Below are 17,852 nucleotides of genomic sequence, written 5' to 3' on the forward strand. Positions count from 1 at the left end.
GTAACAGACAGATTGGTCAAAGACGGGTTTGAGCAACACACCTGCATTTTGAAAGATGGTGGGTATAAAACATTGTCATGCAAACGCCACAAAAGTGACATAAGATGCTCGGTCATCTGGCGGTATAGATATACGCTTGGATTGATAATAGTAGACGGGGCATGGGGCAATCGAAGAGTATGCAGCGAACAGGCAAAGCAACACCATCAGGGAGAGATAAGCGCCGGGCTGCCATTGATCGTTTAGTGCACATGGCGGTGACGAGTAGTGGCTTGTTAGTGCTGCTGACACTGATGTTGATTTTCGTTTACCTATTGTATGCCGTATTACCGTTGTTTAAACCGGCCTCTATCAGTTTGCATAATCAGTTCGCTGTCACTCGCAGTGCGCCGACGGCCGCGCTGGGTATTGATATTCAAGGGCAGATCGGATATCGCATTGATAATCAAGGCTATGGCTACTTTATTCGGCTCAATGCACTGGGGGCATCCCCAGCAGGTAGTCTGATAAGCGAACAGCGGTTATCGCCCCCACCGGTATCAATCAGCCGTGCAGCCAATGGGCAACCTTTGTATGGCGTTGGCCTGAGCAATGGCCGTCTTACTCTACTGCAACCCGATTTCTCAGCCACACCGCCACGCTGGCAATTTCCGCTGGGTGAACAGCCGCGTTTTATGGATTTGAAAGGCCAACGCTTGCAGCATTTGGTGCTGGCTGAACCGCAACCACAGCAATTTACCATTGCCGCCGTTACCGATGATGGCCGCTTGCTGGCAGGGACGTTTACTGCCCAAGGGCAGCAGGTTACTGAACTGACGGATGTGCCGAAAACGGTCAGTCAACTGTTATTGGCACCTGACGGGCGTTTGCTCTATCTGTTATCCGGCCAGCAGTTATCTATCTATCAATTTGGCCCAGAACTGAAATTGCGTGAAACTGTGTCGTTACTGGATGACCAGCATGCGTCTGATGGGCCATTGACCCTCTCTTTGCTACCAGGTGGCAAGTCGTTGCTGGTGCAAGCGCCGGGCGGCGTAATCAGCCAATGGTTTGATGTGCAGAAAGGGCCGGATAATCAATTTCACTTGACGCGCATACGCAGTTTCACTCCAACAGGTAAGGGCTTATTGACCACGGAGCGCGCGCGTCGGGTCTTTGCCTCATTATCGCCACAAGGCGAGCTATCACTCTTCTCCAGTATCCAGTCAACGCCTTTGCTGCAACATAAATTAGCTGACGGCGTTACCGACGCCGCGTTCTCCCCTTGGGGAGATAGTTTGCTGCTTGAGAATGCTGCCGGTTGGTCTACCTATCAATTGGACAATCGCTATCCAGACATTGGCTGGCGTAGCTTGTGGCAACGGGTGTGGTATGAGAATTACCCTGAGCCAGCCTATGTTTGGCAATCAAGCTCGGCCGAAGAAAGCTATCAGGCTAAATTCAGCTTGGTACCGATTATTTTCGGCACATTAAAGGCGGCCGCCTATGCCATGTTATTCGCCGTTCCATTAGCCTTGGCGGGGGCAATTTATACGGCCTATTTTATGTCGCCAGGTTTGCGGCGAGTGGTTAAACCGGCCATTGAGATGATGGGGGCATTCCCAACCGTGGTTATAGGTTTGATTGCTGGTATTTGGTTGGCTCCGGTAATTGAACATTATCTGACGGGAATTCTGCTACTTCCGCCGCTGTTGGCGCTGGCTATTTTATTGTGTGGCTGGGGGAGTAGTTGTCTGGTGGAAAAGACACAATGGCGGTTACCTGCGGGCTGGGACGTGATTGTGCTGTTGCCGGTTATCCTGCTGACCGGTTGGTTCGCATTATGGTTGGGACCACAACTGGCGCAGTGGGTGCTAGGAGGGCCGTTACATGAGTGGTTGGGTGACAACTACTCTCAACGTAATGCGCTGGTGGTCGGTGTCGCCATGGGGTTTGCTCTGATCCCGGTCATCTTTTCGCTGGCAGAGGATGCACTATTCAGTGTGCCGCCGTCACTCAGCCAAGGCTCATTGGCACTAGGGGCGACCCCGTGGCAGACGTTAACCCGGGTCATTCTGCCCTCAGCCTACGCTGGTATCTTCTCTGCACTGATGATTGGTTTTGGCCGTGCGGTGGGGGAAACCATGATTGTGCTCATGGCGACCGGCAATACACCCATTATTGATGGCAGCATTTTTCAGGGGTTACGGGCGATGGCCGCCAATATCGCTATCGAGATGCCGGAAGCGGTCGTCGGTAGCGGCCACTATCGGGTGCTATTCCTGACCGCACTGGTGCTGTTTTGCTTCACTTTTTTAGTCAATACACTGGCCGAGGCTATTCGTCTGCGGTTGCGTGAACGCTATCAGATGGAGCGGACGGCGTGATGAACATTAAGCCTAATGTGTCTGGCGTGACCAAAAAGTGGTTTGCATCGGGTTCCCCGTGGATCTGGCTAACCGCTAGTGCTGTCAGTATCAGCCTGCTGGCGTTGCTTGGGATCATATTATTGTTGGCAGGCCAAGGGATGCGATATTTCTGGCCCGCCCCGGTCTATCTGTTTGAGCTTAAGCAAACGGCGGCAGGCCCGGTCAAAATGATTGGTGAAATTTATCAACAGCAGACGCTGTCACGTCAGCAATTAGAACAAGCCGGCGTGATGTTACCGTCGCAGGCCGGTGAGACAGTAACCCGCTATTTGATTAAAACCGGTAACCGTGAGATTCAGAGTCAGGATTTCCATCGCCTGCTGGACAGTGATATCCAGCAACGCACTTTGCCTAAAGATCTGCTGGTGCTGGATCGCCAAAACAATGGTACGGCATACGGTTTCCTCGCTGGCATGTTGGATAACGGCCAACCGTTAGTGGGCAATGATTTGGCTCAGGAACTGCAAAAACGTATTCCTGTGATACAAGGTCTGGTCAAGCGCGCGCAGGATATTCAGTTCCGCCAAATGAATATGCTCAATCAACAGTTTGAGGCGTTGCGGTTAGAGAAGAAACGGCTACAAATGAATGGCGACCTTGACAGTAAATCGCAGGACCGTATCGAGGCGGAGTGGGGGGCGCTGCAACGTAGCCATCAAGCCATGATGGAAACATTACGCGAGCTACAAACCGAGCAAAGTCGCTACACGCTGTTATTGCGCGACATGAATGGGCAAATCCACCCACTGTCACTTAGCCAGATTAACCGCGCCTGGTATCCCAATGACATGACTTTCGGGCAAAAACTACATCATTGGGCAGCACAAACTCAGAAATTCCTGACCGATAATCCGCGCAATGCCAATACCGAGGGCGGTGTGTTCCCAGCGATTTTTGGTACGGTACTGATGGTGATATTGATGTCTATCGTGGTCATGCCATTAGGGGTGATTGCTGCGGTGTATTTACATGAATATGCCGGCAAAAACTGGTTGACCCGAATGATCCGTATTTCTGTGGTGAATCTGGCTGGGGTGCCCTCTATTGTTTATGGCGTGTTTGGCCTCGGTTTCTTTGTCTATCTGATTGGTGGATCACTGGATAAACTGTTTTACCCAGAGGCGCTCCCCAACCCGACATTCGGTACCCCTGGCGTTTTATGGGCGGCGTTAACGCTAGCACTGCTGACGTTGCCAGTGGTGATTGTTGCCACCGAAGAGGGGCTATCACGCATTCCGGCCAGCTTGCGGCAAGGCTCGCAAGCGCTGGGAGCCACTAAGGCTGAGACACTGTGGCATATTGTGTTACCGATGGCGGCACCGGCGATGATTACCGGGCTTATTTTGGCGGTGGCACGGGCTGCGGGGGAAACCGCGCCGCTGATGCTGGTAGGGGTGGTGAAATCAGCGCCGCTCTTGCCAGTCGATGGTATCTTCCCGTTCCTGCATTTAGAACGTAAGTTCATGCATTTGAGCTTCCAGATATACGATATGGCATTTCAAAGCCCCAATGTGGAAGCGGCTCGCCCATTAGTCTTTGCCACAGCTCTGCTGCTGGTGATCATTGTGGTCGGCCTTAATTTAGCGGCTATTGGTATTCGCCATCATTTGCGTGAAAAATATCGAGGTTTATTGTTGTGACTGAACTTTTTAACCCGCAGGACGAAATATGGGACTTTTGACGCCAGATTCGCTGCCGCTGCTTGATGTGCAGCAATTGACCGACGAGCAAACAGCGCTGGCGGTCGAAAAGCTCAATTTATTTTATGGTGACAAACAGGTGTTGCACGATATTTCATTTAATGTGCCTAAGCACCGTGTTACTGCGCTGATTGGCCCGTCTGGTTGTGGTAAATCTACCTTATTGCGCTGCTTTAACCGCATGAATGATTTGCTGGATAACTGCCATCTTGAGGGTGAAATCCGGCTAGGTAGTGAAATTATCACCGATAAAACCACTGACGTTGCCGCATTGCGTCGGCGGGTTGGCATGGTGTTTCAGCGGCCCAACCCATTCCCTAAGTCAATTTATGAGAATGTGGTATATGGCCTGCGCTTGCAGGGGATTCGTGACCGTCGGGTGCTTGATGATGCTGTTGAGCGCTCATTGCGGGCCGCAGCATTGTGGCATGAAGTGAAGGACCGGTTGCGGGAAAATGCCTTTCGCCTCTCCAGCGGCCAGCAGCAGCGCTTGGTCATCGCCAGAGCCATTGCTATTGAACCTGAGGTGTTATTGCTCGATGAGCCGACATCCGCTCTGGACCCAATATCCACCCTAACCATCGAAGAGTTGATAACCACACTCAAGCAGCAGTACACCGTGGTACTGGTCACCCATAATATGCAGCAGGCGGCGCGAGTCTCGGATTACACCGCCTTCATTCATCAAGGGAGCCTGGTGGAATATAACGATACCGATGCGTTGTTCACTTCACCGCGTCAGCGCCGGACGGAAGATTATATTACCGGGCGTTACGGTTGAACATTTAGCGCCAGTACAGCAGTTTCTAAGGTGTTTGCTTTATTTATCAATTGCGATTTAAGTTTACACTTTCATGTGCCGCTCGTTATTTAGGTGACTATTGAATGGAAGCGTTAAGTGAAAGAGCTATTGATAACTCAGCCTGATTTTATGGAGACATTTAGTTGTGTCGGCACAGCATGTCGCGAACACTGCTGCAAAGGCCAAAATGTCACGCTTGATAGAAATCGTTATCAAAAATACATTAAAAGCCCTTACGCAGAAATTAAACGTATTGCCATTAACCAGATTTCTGTTACTCAAGCCAGCCTTGCCTCTTGGGCCAATATTCACCCAGATAGTCAGGGGAATTGCCCCTTTCTTGATGAACAACGGTTATGTCAAATTCACAAACATGCCGGCGCTCATGCACTGAGTCACAGTTGCGCAACTTTCCCCCGCGTTGAACATGTTTATAAAAATCAGAAAATTAAAAGTATGTCACTCTCTTGCCCTGAAGTAACCCGGCAGGCGTTATTTTCCGATGACGCGCTAACGTTGCGTTTTTCTACTATCAACCAATATGACTATTACAAAGCACCGGATATTGTTATTGAAGAGCGGTTGGTTAATCGCGCTTGTGCGGCAATTGCAGCCAGCCAGCAACCGAATATTGAAGAAAATCTTTGGGCGATAAATTGTTTATTACATAATTATCAAGCCTGGGATGACGTGAGTAAAATTAAAATGGTTGAGATAGACAACCTGCGCACTGAACTTATCGCCACCATGATGGTGGGGCAAGCAGCCCATGAACTGGCTGCGGCGAAGAGAGAGCCGACTATCGGTGATGAGCGATTAAATTTCTTGGCTGATTTTATTGCACAACTGGCTGATATTCGGGGGCGAAATACACTGGCGGCTTATGCTCAACCGTTGCTGAGCTACGCCACTAATGACCTGATTGAGCAAAATAATAATAAGCAACAATTAAACAATGCATGGCAACAGTATGCATTGCCCTTTTTTACCAAATACCCGTCAGTATGGCGCAATTATTTTCTGTTACGCATTCATCATGACCAATTGGCGATGGGGGATGAGCAAGCGGCGGTTACAGTATTTAATCTACAAGCTATAGATTTCTTCTATTTGAAAGCACTCATTTCAGCCTATGCCAGCCAGCATGGGGAGCTAACCGAAGATGACGTGATTGGTATTATCTATTCTTATCATGCGTGTCGGGAATCCACGGACAGCTCAAGCCAGAAATTTAAACAAGACGTTATGGCTTGGGCGCTAAAAGAAGATTTTTCATTATTATCGTTGTTGGCGTGAAATAGTATTTAACTTAGTGGCGGATTGTGTCGTTTGTTATCTGTAAATTATCAGTAACTAATAGGGATCTATTCAGTGAAGGAATTACAGATTATCCAACCTGAATTCGTTAATAATTTCAGTTGTATTGGGTCAGACTGCCGTGACCACTGTTGCAGTGGTTGGAGTATCAGTCTCGATAAAAACACCTACCGAAAATATAAAAATAGCCAAAACCAAAGTATTAGAAACATAGCAGTTAAGAATATTACAGTTACACGAACAAACCCATCCAATTGGGCTAAAATACGCCTTAAAAGCGATGGCAACTGCCCTTATCTTGACGAGTCTCGTCTGTGTGAAGTACATAAACGCTTGGGGAGCGAGGCGCTTAGTCATACTTGCTCGACATATCCACGCAGTAGCCATAAGTACAAAACAGAACAATTTAATACTTTGACACTTTCCTGCCCAGAGGTTACCCGGTTGGTATTGTTTAATCCGCATGCATTTACTCTGCATGAGGAAACTGTTCAGCAAAAACAGTATTTCAATGACGAAAAAATAAACACCGAGGGGCAATTTATTCACTATTACTGTAACCAAATAGTGACTATGCCGAATGATAATTTTGAAGAGAATATTTATGCGGTTCATGTTTTTATGCACTGCTGTAAAAATATCGATAGCACCGTCGATGACAAATTACAGATGATATTTGAATTATATACCACCATTCGAGCCAAGTTGCAGGCTGGCGATATACGAGAAGAGGTTGCAAAGATCACTTTTAATGCTAACGCACGTTGGCATTTCCTAATGATATATCAAAGGAATACGGTTAGCGCTATGGGTACTAGGGGACATAAAACGCTATTTAATTATATGGCTTTTCTCATTCATCATTTGATGAATGAAGTAGATGTTAACCAGCTAGAAGAACGTATGGCGATGTTAAGCGCTACCTGGAATGACAGAGTTATGCCGTTGCTTAACCAACACCCCCATATTCTACGTAATTTTTTTCAGTATAATTTCTACCATAATCAGTTTGCACTTAGTAAAACTGATGATATTGATAAGGATTTTCATTCCTACGTTATCGATTTTTTTATTATAAAATCAGTTATCAGTGCATTTGTAATACACAATGGCACGTTGAGTGAAGATGATATCATTAATATCGTCTATTCATACAGTATCTTTAAGCTGCACAAGAGTAATGCTCAAAGTATCCTGTTATCTAACATAGATAAAGTCAATGAAAGTGATGATTTTTCTTTACTGAATATGTTGAATTGATATTGGGGCCAACTGAACTGGCCCCAGTGGATTAAGCACTCTTTATCGATGGTGTTTTATATTTTGCCAAATATTGTGGTTGGAAAATGCACATACGAATTACAGTACGGTATTCACCATTGATAAAGAACTCTTGCTTTAATTCACCCTCTATTTCAAAGCCTAATTTTGTATAGATATGGATGGCTTTTTGATTTTCTTTATCAACAATCAGATAAAGTTTGTACAAATTCAGTACCGAAAAACCATATTCCATCGCCAGTCTTGCGGCAGCCCCTGCATGGCCTTGACCCTGATGAGCCGGGTCGATAATTATCTGAAACTCAGCACGGCGGTGAATATGGTTAATTTCAACTAACTCCACCAGACCGACTTTTGTCCCCTGGCTTTCAATAATAAAGCGGCGCTCACTCTGGTCATGAATATGTTTATCATACAGATCAGACAGTTCAACAAAGGCCTCGTAAGGCTCTTCAAACCAATAGCGCATCACGCTGGCATTGTTATCTAACTGGTGAACAAACGGCAAGTCATCCCGTTCCAGTGGGCGTAACCTGACGCTGTTAGTGGTAGACATACATATTCCTCATTGGCGACAGCGGTTGCTGCCCTAAAAATTATACTATTAGCACAAGAGGTAAGCACAGGGGAATTAAAAAAGGCGCTAACCATTAATGGCCGCGCCTTTAATCAATATTTATTAACTTGTTTTATTCAGCCGCGTAGCCTTGGGCAGGTAGGCGTTCACCATCCAGCCAGGCGGCATTATCACGCATAGCAAGACGGCCATCGGTAAACCAACTGACTACCAGCGGATAAATGCTGTGTTCCTGAGTTTGTACTCTTTCGACCACATCCTCTTCGCTATCCTCACTGAAAACCGGTACTTTGGCTTGCAGAATAACCGGGCCGCCGTCCAGCTCTTCAGTAACGAAATGCACTGAGGTGCCATGCTCCGGATCACCGTTTTCCAGTGCCTGACGATGAGTGTGCAGACCGGGGTATTTCGGCAACAGTGACGGATGGATATTTAACATCCGGCCAGCATAGTGCTGAACAAACTCTGCACTGAGAATGCGCATATAACCGGCTAACACCAGTAAGTCAGGCTGATAGTAGTCAATGGCTTGCGCCAATGCCAAATCAAAACTGGCGCGATCCGCATAGGACTTGGCATCCACAGCATGGTGGGGAATACCCGCCAATTCAGCACGTTCCAACCCATAAGCATCAGGGTTATTACTGAACACGGCACTGATGGTGCCTGAAATACGCCCTTGTTGTTGGGCGTCGATCAACGCTTGTAGATTACTGCCCTGGCCGGAGACCAAAACCACTATCTTTTTCATATACCCTTCGTACTTGAAGCTGCGGGGTGTTGGCTGCGCGCATTACTCGGCCCATCCGTGGGCCTCGCCTCGTTGAGGCCGCTGCAAGCAGCGTTGAAATCTGCTCCCGGCAGATTTGTCACCTGAATCACGGACTTGAGTCAGCTCATCGGGATTTTGAAGCTGCAGGCTGAGTCAGCAATGTTATGGATTGATGATGACTTGATCTGCACCGTCAGTCGCCGCCGCAATCACACCGATTTTCCAGGCTTTCTCACCGGATGCGGTCAGTAACTCAACGGCAATATCAGCCAGTTCTGCCGGGAGCGCAACAACCATGCCGACACCACAGTTAAAGGTACGATACATTTCGTGGCGGCTGACATTGCCGGCTTGCTGCAACCAACTAAATACCGCAGGCCACTGCCAGCTAGCTTCGTCGATAACCGCTTGAGTCCCTGCGGGTAATACCCGTGGGATGTTTTCCCAGAAGCCGCCGCCAGTCAGATGAGCAATAGCATGAATATCAAGCTGCTCAATCAGGCTGAGAATGGATTTAACGTAGATTTTGGTCGGTTCCAGCAAATGGTCAGCCAGCGATTTACCATCCAACTGAGTTTGCTCAGGATTGGTGTTGCTGACTTCCAGAATTTTGCGTACCAGTGAATAACCATTGGAATGCGGGCCGCTGGCACCTAAGGCAACCAACGCATCACCCGGTGTCACTTTGCTGCCATCAATGATTTCAGACTTTTCAACTACACCAACGCAGAAACCGGCAACGTCATAATCTTCACCGTGGTACATCCCCGGCATTTCTGCGGTTTCGCCGCCAACCAGTGCACAACCTGATTGTTTACACCCTTCGGCGATACCGGTAATCACACTGGCGGCAGTATCCACATCCAGTTTACCGGTGGCAAAGTAGTCAAGGAAGAACAGCGGTTCAGCACCCTGAACCACCAGGTCATTGACACACATGGCCACTAAATCGATACCAATGGTATCGTGGCGTTTCAGGTCCATCGCCAGGCGCAGCTTAGTGCCTACGCCGTCGGTGCCTGAGACTAAAATAGGTTCACGGTATTTTTGTGGCAAAGCACACAGGGCACCGAACCCGCCCAATCCACCCATCACTTCTGGGCGACGAGTTTGTTTAACCACACCTTTTATGCGATCAACAAGGTCATTACCGGCATCGATATCTACGCCTGCGTCTTTATAGCTGAGAGAGGTTTTGTTGGTCACAGCGAGGTCCCCACGGCGGTTGGCTGTTTGAGCTTATATCCTTCATACTTGAAGCCGCAAGAGGGCTCGCTGCACGAACTTATCCAAATCACTGACTTAGTCAGCTCATCGCAGTTCGCTTGCTGGCAGCCTACCTGCAACGCCAATTACTTTGGCTATAGGAAGAAAACGCGACAATTCTAACAGCGCAGGCAAACGTTTGCGAGTAGCTTATGATATCACGCTGATTTTTAGCTTTCTTGACTTAAGATTGATTTTCTATTGATCTGAATCAGGCTATTCATTGTGGCGTTCAAAAAAAAAGGCGGTATAATCTCGCGATTTTTTTGGCCGTCAACCGCCTAACCAGGAGAAAAATAATGAAGATCGTTGAGGTGAAACACCCGCTAGTAAAACATAAACTTGGTTTGATGCGTGAGAATGATATCAGCACGAAGCGTTTTCGCGAGTTAGCGTCTGAAGTAGGGAGTTTGCTGACTTACGTGGCAACCGCCGATCTGGAAACTGAGAAAGTCACCATTGAGGGTTGGAACGGGCCGGTAGAGATTGAACAGATTAAAGGTAAGAAAATTACGGTGGTGCCGATCCTACGTGCTGGTTTAGGCATGATGGAAGGGGTGTTGGAAAATATACCGAGTGCCCGCATTAGCGTGGTGGGTGTCTATCGTGATGAAGAGACACTAAAACCGGTACCGTATTTCCAGAAACTGGTTGCTGATATCAACGAACGTATGGCGTTGGTTGTTGACCCTATGCTGGCAACCGGTGGTTCGATGATTGCGACTATCGATTTGCTGAAGAAAGCCGGCTGCCAGAGCATTAAAGTGTTGGTATTGGTTGCCGCACCGGAGGGTATCAAAGCGCTAGAAGAAGCGCACCCAGACGTAGAGCTGTATACCGCCGCCATCGATCAGTGCCTGAACGAACACGGTTATATCATTCCAGGTTTGGGTGATGCCGGGGATAAGATTTTCGGAACCAAATAACTGATGATAGCCGACTCGATAGTCGGCTTTTTTTTGAATAACTTTTAGCATAATCATTTTTAAACACACCATTAAGAGGATAGAGAAATGAGCCGTCGCACCATTGGTGTCAGCGAGCGTCCACCGCTGCTCCAGACGATCCCCCTGAGTTTTCAACATTTGTTCGCCATGTTTGGTGCCACCGTTTTAGTTCCTATTCTATTTAAAATTAACCCGGCCACGGTGCTGCTGTTCAACGGTATCGGAACCTTGCTCTATCTGTTTATTTGTAAGGGAAAAATCCCGGCTTACCTCGGCTCAAGTTTTGCGTTTATCTCACCGGTACTGCTGCTATTGCCCTTGGGATACGAAGTTGCCTTGGGTGGTTTTATCATGTGCGGCGTGCTGTTTTGTCTGGTGGCGCTGATTGTGAAAAAAGCCGGAACGGGTTGGCTGAATGTGCTGTTCCCGCCCGCGGCGATGGGGGCGATTGTTGCCGTTATCGGCCTTGAGTTAGCTGGCGTTGCTGCGGGTATGGCCGGATTATTGCCCTCCCAAGGTGTGACAGTAGATTCAACCACTATTATCATTTCAATGGTGACGTTAGGGGTAACCATTCTGGGATCGGTGCTGTTCCGTGGCTTCTTCGCCATTATCCCTATCTTGATCGGTGTGTTGGTCGGTTATGCTTTGTCATTCGTGATGGGGGTGGTTGATTTAACCCCGATTAGTCAGGCCCATTGGTTTGCCTTACCGACGTTTTATACCCCACGTTTTGAATGGTTCGCTATTTTAACCATCTTGCCTGCGGCGCTGGTGGTTATTGCCGAGCATATTGGGCACTTAGTGGTCACGGCGAATATTGTGAAAAAGGATTTGATTCGTGACCCTGGTCTGCATCGCTCGATGTTTGCCAACGGTATTTCGACGGTGATTTCCGGCTTCTTTGGCTCAACCCCCAATACCACGTATGGTGAGAATATCGGTGTTATGGCGATCACTCGTGTTTACAGTACTTGGGTGATAGGTGGCGCGGCGATTCTGGCGATCATGCTGTCTTGTATCGGTAAATTGGCTGCTGCCATTCAAGCGGTGCCAGTACCGGTGATGGGCGGTGTTTCACTACTGCTGTACGGTGTTATTGCCGCATCAGGTATCCGCGTGCTGATCGAGTCAAAAGTTGACTATAACAAAGCACAAAACCTGATCTTAACCTCCGTTATCCTGATCATCGGGGTGAGTGGCGCGAAAGTGAACATCGGCGCAACAGAACTGAAAGGCATGGCTTTAGCAACGGTTGTGGGGATTGGCTTGAGCTTGCTGTTTAAAGTGATCAGTCTGATTCGCCCTGAAGAAGAGATTATTGACGCCCAGGAAGACGAGTCCACACGTTAATATCGGTGCAATAAAAAGTGATATCTGGCCGGGCAGTTATTGTGGGTTCGGCCAGTTTTTCGCTTCAGATCAGGTTTTTATGCTGTTGTTAATTTTTGTGGTAAGCTTGCCACGTTTTCCCGCCCGTTTTGTTGGTTGAGGTGCTTCTGAATACGCCGGCACAGCTTTCACTGCCACTCTATCTTCCCGATGATGAAACTTTTGCCAGTTTTTATCCGGGGGAGAACCCGTCCCTGTTAGCGGCGATCCAGTCCACTGTTCATCAGTCCCACGGCAGTTATATCTATTTTTGGTCGCGCGAAGGCGGTGGCCGGAGCCATCTATTACATGCAGCTTGTGCGGAGTTATCGCAAAAAGGCGAGGCGGTAGGCTATGTCCCGCTCGATAAACGTGCCTATTTTGTACCCGAAGTATTAGATGGTATGGAGCAGTTGGCGCTGGTTTGTATTGATAACATTGAGTGTATCGCGGGCGATGAGCAGTGGGAAATGGCGATCTTTAATCTCTATAACCGCATTGTTGAAACCGGCCGTACCCGTTTATTGATTACCGGTGATCGCCCACCACGGCAATTAAATCTCGGTTTGCCTGATTTAGCTTCACGCTTGGATTGGGGGCAGATCTATAAATTGCAGCCGTTGTCGGATGATGAAAAATTGCAGGCTTTACAGTTACGTGCCAAATTGCGTGGTTTTGAATTACCCGAAGACGTCGGCCGTTTCTTGCTAAAACGGTTGGATCGGGAAATGCGCACACTGTTTATGACCCTGGATCAACTTGATCGGGCCTCTATCACCGCCCAGCGTAAGCTCACCATTCCTTTTGTAAAAGAAACTCTTAGCCTTTAATCCCCTTCCTTTGGCAAGTGGTAGGGGGCGCTGCGTTGGTGACTCGGTCCTTCCATCGGCCTCGCTTCGATACGCAGCGTTCAATCATGGGTTGCAATCAAGTTACGGTAAAATCTCAAGCACCTGCTCAGGCGGGCGGCCGATACGTGCCTGGCCGTTATAAACCACAATTGGGCGCTCGATAAGTTTTGGATTATCGCTCATCGCTTGCAGTAACTGATCCTGAGTCAGTGTCTCATCTGCCAAATTCAGTGTTCGGTAGAGATCTTCTTTGGTGCGCATAAGCTGCCGCGCGTCATGAAAGCCGAGTTGTTGCAGTAACGCTTTTAACCCCGCCACAGACGGTGGATTGTCTAAATATAATATGACCTGTGGCTGAATCCCCTGCTGTTCAACCAGCGCGAGGGTTTCCCGGCTTTTAGAGCAGCGTGGATTATGATAAAACGTGACATCTTTCATGATAAATTTCCTTAAGACTTCTGGTATTTCTGGAAGCGCTTATCTAGCTGGCGTAACTGGTCAATGCGCGCATCATAACGCGCCTGTTCCAGACTCCCCAATTTCACCCGAGCACTGGCATCGCTGAGCAGGCCGATGGCCTGTGGCAATTTGCCGCTCAAAGCCAGGCTCTCTGCCCGAGCAGCCAGTTCCTGATCACGTAAACCCAGTGCAGCTGCTGCCTGGGCTAACAGATCCCAGCCATTAGGGTCGTTTGGATTAGCAAAGGTGTAGCGATTTAGTATCTTGACTGCTGCCGCCGGTTGGCCACCTTGGACATAAGCGTTGGCCAGGTTCAATTGCAACACCGGCTCATCATTTTGTTTAGCGGTTGCCGCTTGAAGGCGGGCAATGGCGGCGGCGGCTTTGTTTTGCCCCAGATCGATATCAGTCATCAAATCAAGGAACCAAATATTGCCCGGTTGTTGCGCTAACAGGGGCTGTAACAGATTGCGGGCTTCATCGTACTTTTTGGCCTGATACCATAAAATGGCCTGACCGTATTTGGCCGCCAATTGCTCGCGCACCGTGCCTTTACTCAATGTTTCCAGCAGGTCTGGCGTGAGGCTGTTCTCAGTTGAGCCATACATGCCCAGAATACGAACTTTGGCGAATAAGTAATCTTGTGATGACGCGATAGGGTGCGGTTTCATCTGATTAGCACGGTTACGCGCATCAGATAAACGGCTATCTGGTAAGGGGTGAGTCAGCAGCATTTCCGGTGGTTTTGATGTATATCGTGACTGATCGGCTAATTTTTGCAGGAAGTTAGGCATGGCCTGCGGATCAAACCCCGAACGCTGTAATACCTGAATACCTATACGGTCAGCTTCCTGTTCGTTGCCTTGAGTAAAGCTGATGACGCCTTGTTGAGCGCCTGCTAACGTGCCGCTCAAACCCGCCATCCCTGCTTGTGGGCTGGCCATGGTTAACAGAATAGAACCTAGTACCCCGACCCACGTCAGCGGCGCCATTCTTTGCTGTTCTTCCATCGCGCGCGCCAGATGGCGTTGAGTCACATGAGATATTTCATGTGCTAATACAGATGCTAGTTCACTTTCGTTTTCGGTATAGCGGAACAGGGCAGAGTGGATCACCACATTGCCACCGAAGAAAGCAAAAGCGTTAATTTGATCGTTATTCACTAAATAGAAATGAAACGGCGTACGTACTGAGTAGGCATTGGCGACCAGCCGATTACCCAGCGTATTGATATATTGAGTCAATAGCGGGTCATAAATCAGCGGTGTGCTGGCGCGCATTTGGCGGACATAAAAATCCCCCATTGCCTTTTCCTGATCGATACTCAAAGTGGCACCCGCAGAGGTACCAATATCGGGCAGCAGGTCTTGTGTCTCAGCGCTGGCAGGTATTGTGCCAGTGAGCAGCAAGCTACTGAGTAGTGTGGCGATCATTGTCTTACTTAACCGACCTGTTTTAGTTAACCGATAAGTCATAAACGAGGCTGCCCTTGCTAATGTAATGACAATTAGACTCCGAGATGTGTAAGAGTTCTTCTTCCTTACTCTACTCTCCAGTACAATTGGGTATAGATCACATAAATAGCATCAAATACGTCAAAGGTTAAGCTCAACATCCGTGCTGAGGCCCGCAACTATCTTAGCCAGCATGTGGAGATAAGGGAACGTCTGACGAAAACAATTTACCTTCGTTATGTCCCTGCATGTCGGGGCGGTTAAAGGGATCGACTAATTTGTCGATCTCTCATGGCACTTAAGGAGCAATTACGGATGCTAGAGCTGTTGTTACAGTGGTATCGTCGGCGTTTTACCGACCCGCAGGTTATCGCTTTATTGGTTATTCTGTTGGCTGGATTCTGCATTCTCTACTTCTTCAGTGGCATTTTGGCTCCTCTGCTGGCGGCGATCGTGTTGGCGTATTTGTTAGAATGGCCAACCGCCCGATTACAACGTATTGGTTGTTCGCGCCCATGGGCGGCCAGTATCGTACTGGTGATTTTCGGTGGTATCACACTACTGGCGGTATTTGTTGTGGCGCCAACGGTGTGGCAACAGGGCAATAATCTGATATCAGATATGCCGAAAATGCTTAATAAATTCAATGCGTTTGCTCAGACATTACCTTCGCGTTATCCCGCGCTGGTGGATGCCGGCATTGTCGATATGATGGCAGAAAATCTGCGAAGCAAGCTGTCGGGGATGGGGGAGTCCGTGGTTAAAATCTCTCTCGCTTCATTGATAGGTTTACTGACATTGGCAATTTATTTGATTCTGGTGCCACTGATGCTGTTTTTCCTGCTCAAAGATAAAGAGCAGATGCTGAATGCAGTACGGCGTATTTTACCGCGTAATCGCGGTCTGGCTGGACAAGTCTGGCTGGAAATGAACCAGCAGATAACCAATTATATTCGTGGCAAAGTATTGGAGATGGTGATTGTTGGCATCGCCACGTATTTAGTGTTCTTTGTTATGGGTATGAATTACGCGCTGTTATTGGCGGTGTTAGTCGGCTTCTCGGTACTGATCCCTTATATTGGCGCAGTGATTGTCACTATTCCAGTAGTGTTGGTGGCGTTATTCCAGTGGGGGGTTGGGGCCGATTTCTGGACACTTTTTATCGCCTATCTGGTAGTACAAGGGCTGGATGGTAACTTGCTGGTGCCGGTACTGTTCTCTGAGGCCGTAAACCTACATCCTTTGGTGATTATTCTGTCAGTGATCATTTTTGGCGGCATGTGGGGCTTTTGGGGGGTATTCTTTGCCATCCCGTTAGCTACGCTGGTGAAAGCGGTTATTCATGCCTGGCCGGAGGAGTTTATCCCCGACGCAGATTAACTTATACTCGTCATACTTCAAGCTGCATCTGCGTTGGCTGCCTTCGTTCACCCCAGTCACTTACTTATGTAAGCTCTTGGGGCTTCACTTAGTTGCCGCCTTCCTGCAACTCGAATTATTTAGAGTATATGAAGATATGACGAATAAAAAAGAGCGTTTGAGCGCTCTTTTTTTGCTCTTCTGACTAACTAATCACTCAGGCACTTTGGCGCAAGTAATCCACTACGATATCGTGGTGGTTGGTGGTTTTGAAATTATCAAACACATGCTCCACCTTACCGTCGGCATCAATTAAGAAACTGATACGGTGGATACCATCGTAGGTTTTACCCATAAAGCTTTTTTCGCCCCAGACACCAAACTGCTCTGCGACCTGATGATCTTCATCAGACAGCAATGTGAAGTTCAGTAGCTCTTTTTCAGCGAAACGTGACAGCTTTTCAGGTTTATCGGTACTAATACCGAGCACTTCGACACCCGCTTTCTTCAATTCATCCATGTTGTCGCGCAGACCGCAGGCCTGAACAGTACAGCCTGGTGTCATGGCTTTAGGGTAGAAGTAGACCAAGACACGTTGTCCCTGGAAGTCGGCCAAACTAATCTGCTCGCCATCTTGGTCGGGCAAACTAAACTTCGGCGCTATATCACCGGCTTTCAATGGGCTCATTACTAACTCTCCATTCGTGAGTCATGCTGTGGATAGTTCACAACGCTAATACTGCCTTGCGCGTTGAGTTCTGTACATAGCTGATAAAAAGCGTGTTCAATTATCGAACTGTTTTGGCTGGCGGGACTGTGCGCACTAATCTGGATATGCAACCGAGGGGGGTTGCCGCCTTCAGCCGGCTGAGTTTTGGAAACCAACTCGGCGATATTCATATTGTGACAATGAAACAAGTTGGTAAACCGTTCAATAATATGGGGGGAGTCATTGACTTCAACTTTTACCCATACTGTGGCAGGCATTGCTTTTTGGTCCTGAGCGTTGGTTCGCTTCATCACAATTAGCAAATCAAGCTCTGCCCCTTTTTGCGGTAAGGTGGACTCCAGTAGGGTAATCGCATTCCAACTGCCTGAAAGCAGCATAATAAATGTGAACTCCTCACCGAACATGGCTAGCCGGCTATCTTCAATATTACAACCGCAGCTACTGACATGGCGGGTGATGGTATTCACGATTCCTGGGCGGTCAGCACCCAGTGCGGTAATGACCAGATAATGTTCATCAAGCTGCGGCAAAATCGCTCTTCCTGTCATGCTCTTTGGG

Annotated in this window: 16 protein-coding genes; 9 read left to right on the plus strand and 7 right to left on the minus strand. The window is 48.3% G+C overall.

Annotated features, from left to right (window positions below):
• The first annotated feature begins 179 nt into the window (after nucleotides 1-179).
• The 5 genes from V2A84_RS02420 (at nucleotide 180) to fliB (V2A84_RS02440) (ending at nucleotide 7,487) form a co-directional block, all read left to right on the plus strand.
• On the plus strand, nucleotides 180-2,366 hold the full coding sequence (locus V2A84_RS02420) for an ABC transporter permease subunit (protein ID WP_083163273.1): 2,187 nt from the start codon (nucleotides 180-182) through the stop codon (nucleotides 2,364-2,366).
• Nucleotides 2,366-4,048: a phosphate ABC transporter permease PstA gene (gene pstA, locus V2A84_RS02425; protein WP_083163275.1), complete on the plus strand. Its 1,683-nt coding sequence runs from the start codon at nucleotides 2,366-2,368 to the stop codon at nucleotides 4,046-4,048. Before V2A84_RS02420 ends, pstA begins: the two co-directional genes overlap by 1 nt.
• 28 nt (nucleotides 4,049-4,076) lie before the next feature.
• On the plus strand, nucleotides 4,077-4,889 hold the full coding sequence (pstB, locus tag V2A84_RS02430) for a phosphate ABC transporter ATP-binding protein PstB (protein ID WP_083163277.1): 813 nt from the start codon (nucleotides 4,077-4,079) through the stop codon (nucleotides 4,887-4,889).
• Nucleotides 4,890-5,006: 117 nt separating this feature from the next.
• Nucleotides 5,007-6,206, plus strand: coding sequence for a flagellin lysine-N-methylase (gene fliB, locus V2A84_RS02435; protein ID WP_083163279.1), 1,200 nt, complete (start codon nucleotides 5,007-5,009; stop codon nucleotides 6,204-6,206).
• Nucleotides 6,207-6,281: 75 nt separating this feature from the next.
• On the plus strand, nucleotides 6,282-7,487 hold the full coding sequence (gene fliB, locus V2A84_RS02440) for a flagellin lysine-N-methylase (RefSeq protein WP_083163281.1): 1,206 nt from the start codon (nucleotides 6,282-6,284) through the stop codon (nucleotides 7,485-7,487).
• A gap of 31 nt (nucleotides 7,488-7,518) precedes the next feature.
• Here fliB (V2A84_RS02440) and speG read toward each other — a convergent pair whose 3' ends face one another.
• The 3 genes from speG to purM form a co-directional block, all read right to left on the minus strand.
• A complete protein-coding gene (speG, locus tag V2A84_RS02445; RefSeq protein ID WP_083163283.1) occupies nucleotides 7,519-8,064 on the minus strand; it encodes a spermidine N1-acetyltransferase in 546 nt (181 codons plus the stop codon).
• Nucleotides 8,065-8,197: 133 nt separating this feature from the next.
• The gene (gene purN, locus V2A84_RS02450; protein WP_083163285.1) at nucleotides 8,198-8,836 is read right to left on the minus strand and encodes a phosphoribosylglycinamide formyltransferase; all 639 of its coding nucleotides are present in this window, start codon (nucleotides 8,834-8,836) and stop codon (nucleotides 8,198-8,200) included.
• Nucleotides 8,837-9,019: 183 nt separating this feature from the next.
• Nucleotides 9,020-10,063: a phosphoribosylformylglycinamidine cyclo-ligase gene (gene purM / locus V2A84_RS02455; protein ID WP_083163287.1), complete on the minus strand. Its 1,044-nt coding sequence runs from the start codon at nucleotides 10,061-10,063 to the stop codon at nucleotides 9,020-9,022.
• A gap of 359 nt (nucleotides 10,064-10,422) precedes the next feature.
• Between purM and upp the strand changes: the two genes are divergently transcribed.
• From upp to hda, 3 genes are all read left to right on the plus strand, one after another.
• Nucleotides 10,423-11,049, plus strand: coding sequence for a uracil phosphoribosyltransferase (gene upp, locus V2A84_RS02460; RefSeq protein WP_005183956.1), 627 nt, complete (start codon nucleotides 10,423-10,425; stop codon nucleotides 11,047-11,049).
• An 87-nt stretch (nucleotides 11,050-11,136) separates the two neighbouring features.
• Complete coding sequence (uraA, locus tag V2A84_RS02465) at nucleotides 11,137-12,423, plus strand: uracil permease (RefSeq protein WP_083163289.1); 1,287 nt, start codon at nucleotides 11,137-11,139, stop codon at nucleotides 12,421-12,423.
• A gap of 140 nt (nucleotides 12,424-12,563) precedes the next feature.
• Nucleotides 12,564-13,271: a DnaA inactivator Hda gene (gene hda / locus V2A84_RS02470; protein ID WP_032906019.1), complete on the plus strand. Its 708-nt coding sequence runs from the start codon at nucleotides 12,564-12,566 to the stop codon at nucleotides 13,269-13,271.
• 102 nt (nucleotides 13,272-13,373) lie between these two features.
• Here hda and arsC read toward each other — a convergent pair whose 3' ends face one another.
• On the minus strand, nucleotides 13,374-13,730 hold the full coding sequence (gene arsC, locus V2A84_RS02475; RefSeq protein WP_083163291.1) for an arsenate reductase (glutaredoxin): 357 nt from the start codon (nucleotides 13,728-13,730) through the stop codon (nucleotides 13,374-13,376).
• A gap of 11 nt (nucleotides 13,731-13,741) precedes the next feature.
• A complete protein-coding gene (locus V2A84_RS02480; RefSeq protein WP_083163293.1) occupies nucleotides 13,742-15,184 on the minus strand; it encodes a beta-barrel assembly-enhancing protease in 1,443 nt (480 codons plus the stop codon).
• Nucleotides 15,185-15,520: 336 nt separating this feature from the next.
• Here V2A84_RS02480 and V2A84_RS02485 point away from each other — a divergent pair, with 336 nt between their 5' ends.
• The gene (locus tag V2A84_RS02485; RefSeq protein WP_050084783.1) at nucleotides 15,521-16,585 is read left to right on the plus strand and encodes an AI-2E family transporter; all 1,065 of its coding nucleotides are present in this window, start codon (nucleotides 15,521-15,523) and stop codon (nucleotides 16,583-16,585) included.
• Nucleotides 16,586-16,781: 196 nt separating this feature from the next.
• Here the strand turns inward: V2A84_RS02485 and bcp are convergent, their stop codons facing one another.
• Together bcp and V2A84_RS02495 are read right to left on the minus strand one after the other, a co-directional pair.
• Nucleotides 16,782-17,252 carry a thioredoxin-dependent thiol peroxidase gene (gene bcp, locus V2A84_RS02490; protein WP_083163299.1) on the minus strand — a complete coding sequence of 157 codons (471 nt, stop codon included), beginning with the start codon at nucleotides 17,250-17,252 and terminating at the stop codon, nucleotides 16,782-16,784.
• 2 nt (nucleotides 17,253-17,254) lie between these two features.
• Nucleotides 17,255-17,824, minus strand: a complete 570-nt coding sequence (locus V2A84_RS02495; RefSeq protein ID WP_083164144.1) for a glycine cleavage system transcriptional repressor — start codon at nucleotides 17,822-17,824, stop codon at nucleotides 17,255-17,257.
• Nucleotides 17,825-17,852 lie beyond the last annotated feature (28 nt).

The organism is Yersinia sp. 2553 StPb PI (assembly GCF_052217105.1).
Taxonomy (GTDB): Bacteria; Pseudomonadota; Gammaproteobacteria; order Enterobacterales; family Enterobacteriaceae; genus Yersinia; species Yersinia enterocolitica_E.

What these genes read in the sequence shown, in the direction of transcription:
- V2A84_RS02420 (WP_083163273.1), top strand. Translation starts at nt 180, where the DNA reads ATGCAGCGAACAGGCAAAGCAACACCATCAGGGAGAGATAAGCGCCGG.
- pstA (WP_083163275.1), top strand. Translation starts at nt 2,366, where the DNA reads ATGAACATTAAGCCTAATGTGTCTGGCGTGACCAAAAAGTGGTTTGCA.
- pstB (WP_083163277.1), top strand. Translation starts at nt 4,077, where the DNA reads ATGGGACTTTTGACGCCAGATTCGCTGCCGCTGCTTGATGTGCAGCAA.
- speG (WP_083163283.1), bottom strand. Translation starts at nt 8,064, where the DNA reads ATGTCTACCACTAACAGCGTCAGGTTACGCCCACTGGAACGGGATGAC.
- purN (WP_083163285.1), bottom strand. Translation starts at nt 8,836, where the DNA reads ATGAAAAAGATAGTGGTTTTGGTCTCCGGCCAGGGCAGTAATCTACAA.
- upp (WP_005183956.1), top strand. Translation starts at nt 10,423, where the DNA reads ATGAAGATCGTTGAGGTGAAACACCCGCTAGTAAAACATAAACTTGGT.
- uraA (WP_083163289.1), top strand. Translation starts at nt 11,137, where the DNA reads ATGAGCCGTCGCACCATTGGTGTCAGCGAGCGTCCACCGCTGCTCCAG.
- arsC (WP_083163291.1), bottom strand. Translation starts at nt 13,730, where the DNA reads ATGAAAGATGTCACGTTTTATCATAATCCACGCTGCTCTAAAAGCCGG.
- V2A84_RS02480 (WP_083163293.1), bottom strand. Translation starts at nt 15,184, where the DNA reads ATGATCGCCACACTACTCAGTAGCTTGCTGCTCACTGGCACAATACCT.
- V2A84_RS02485 (WP_050084783.1), top strand. Translation starts at nt 15,521, where the DNA reads ATGCTAGAGCTGTTGTTACAGTGGTATCGTCGGCGTTTTACCGACCCG.
- bcp (WP_083163299.1), bottom strand. Translation starts at nt 17,252, where the DNA reads ATGAGCCCATTGAAAGCCGGTGATATAGCGCCGAAGTTTAGTTTGCCC.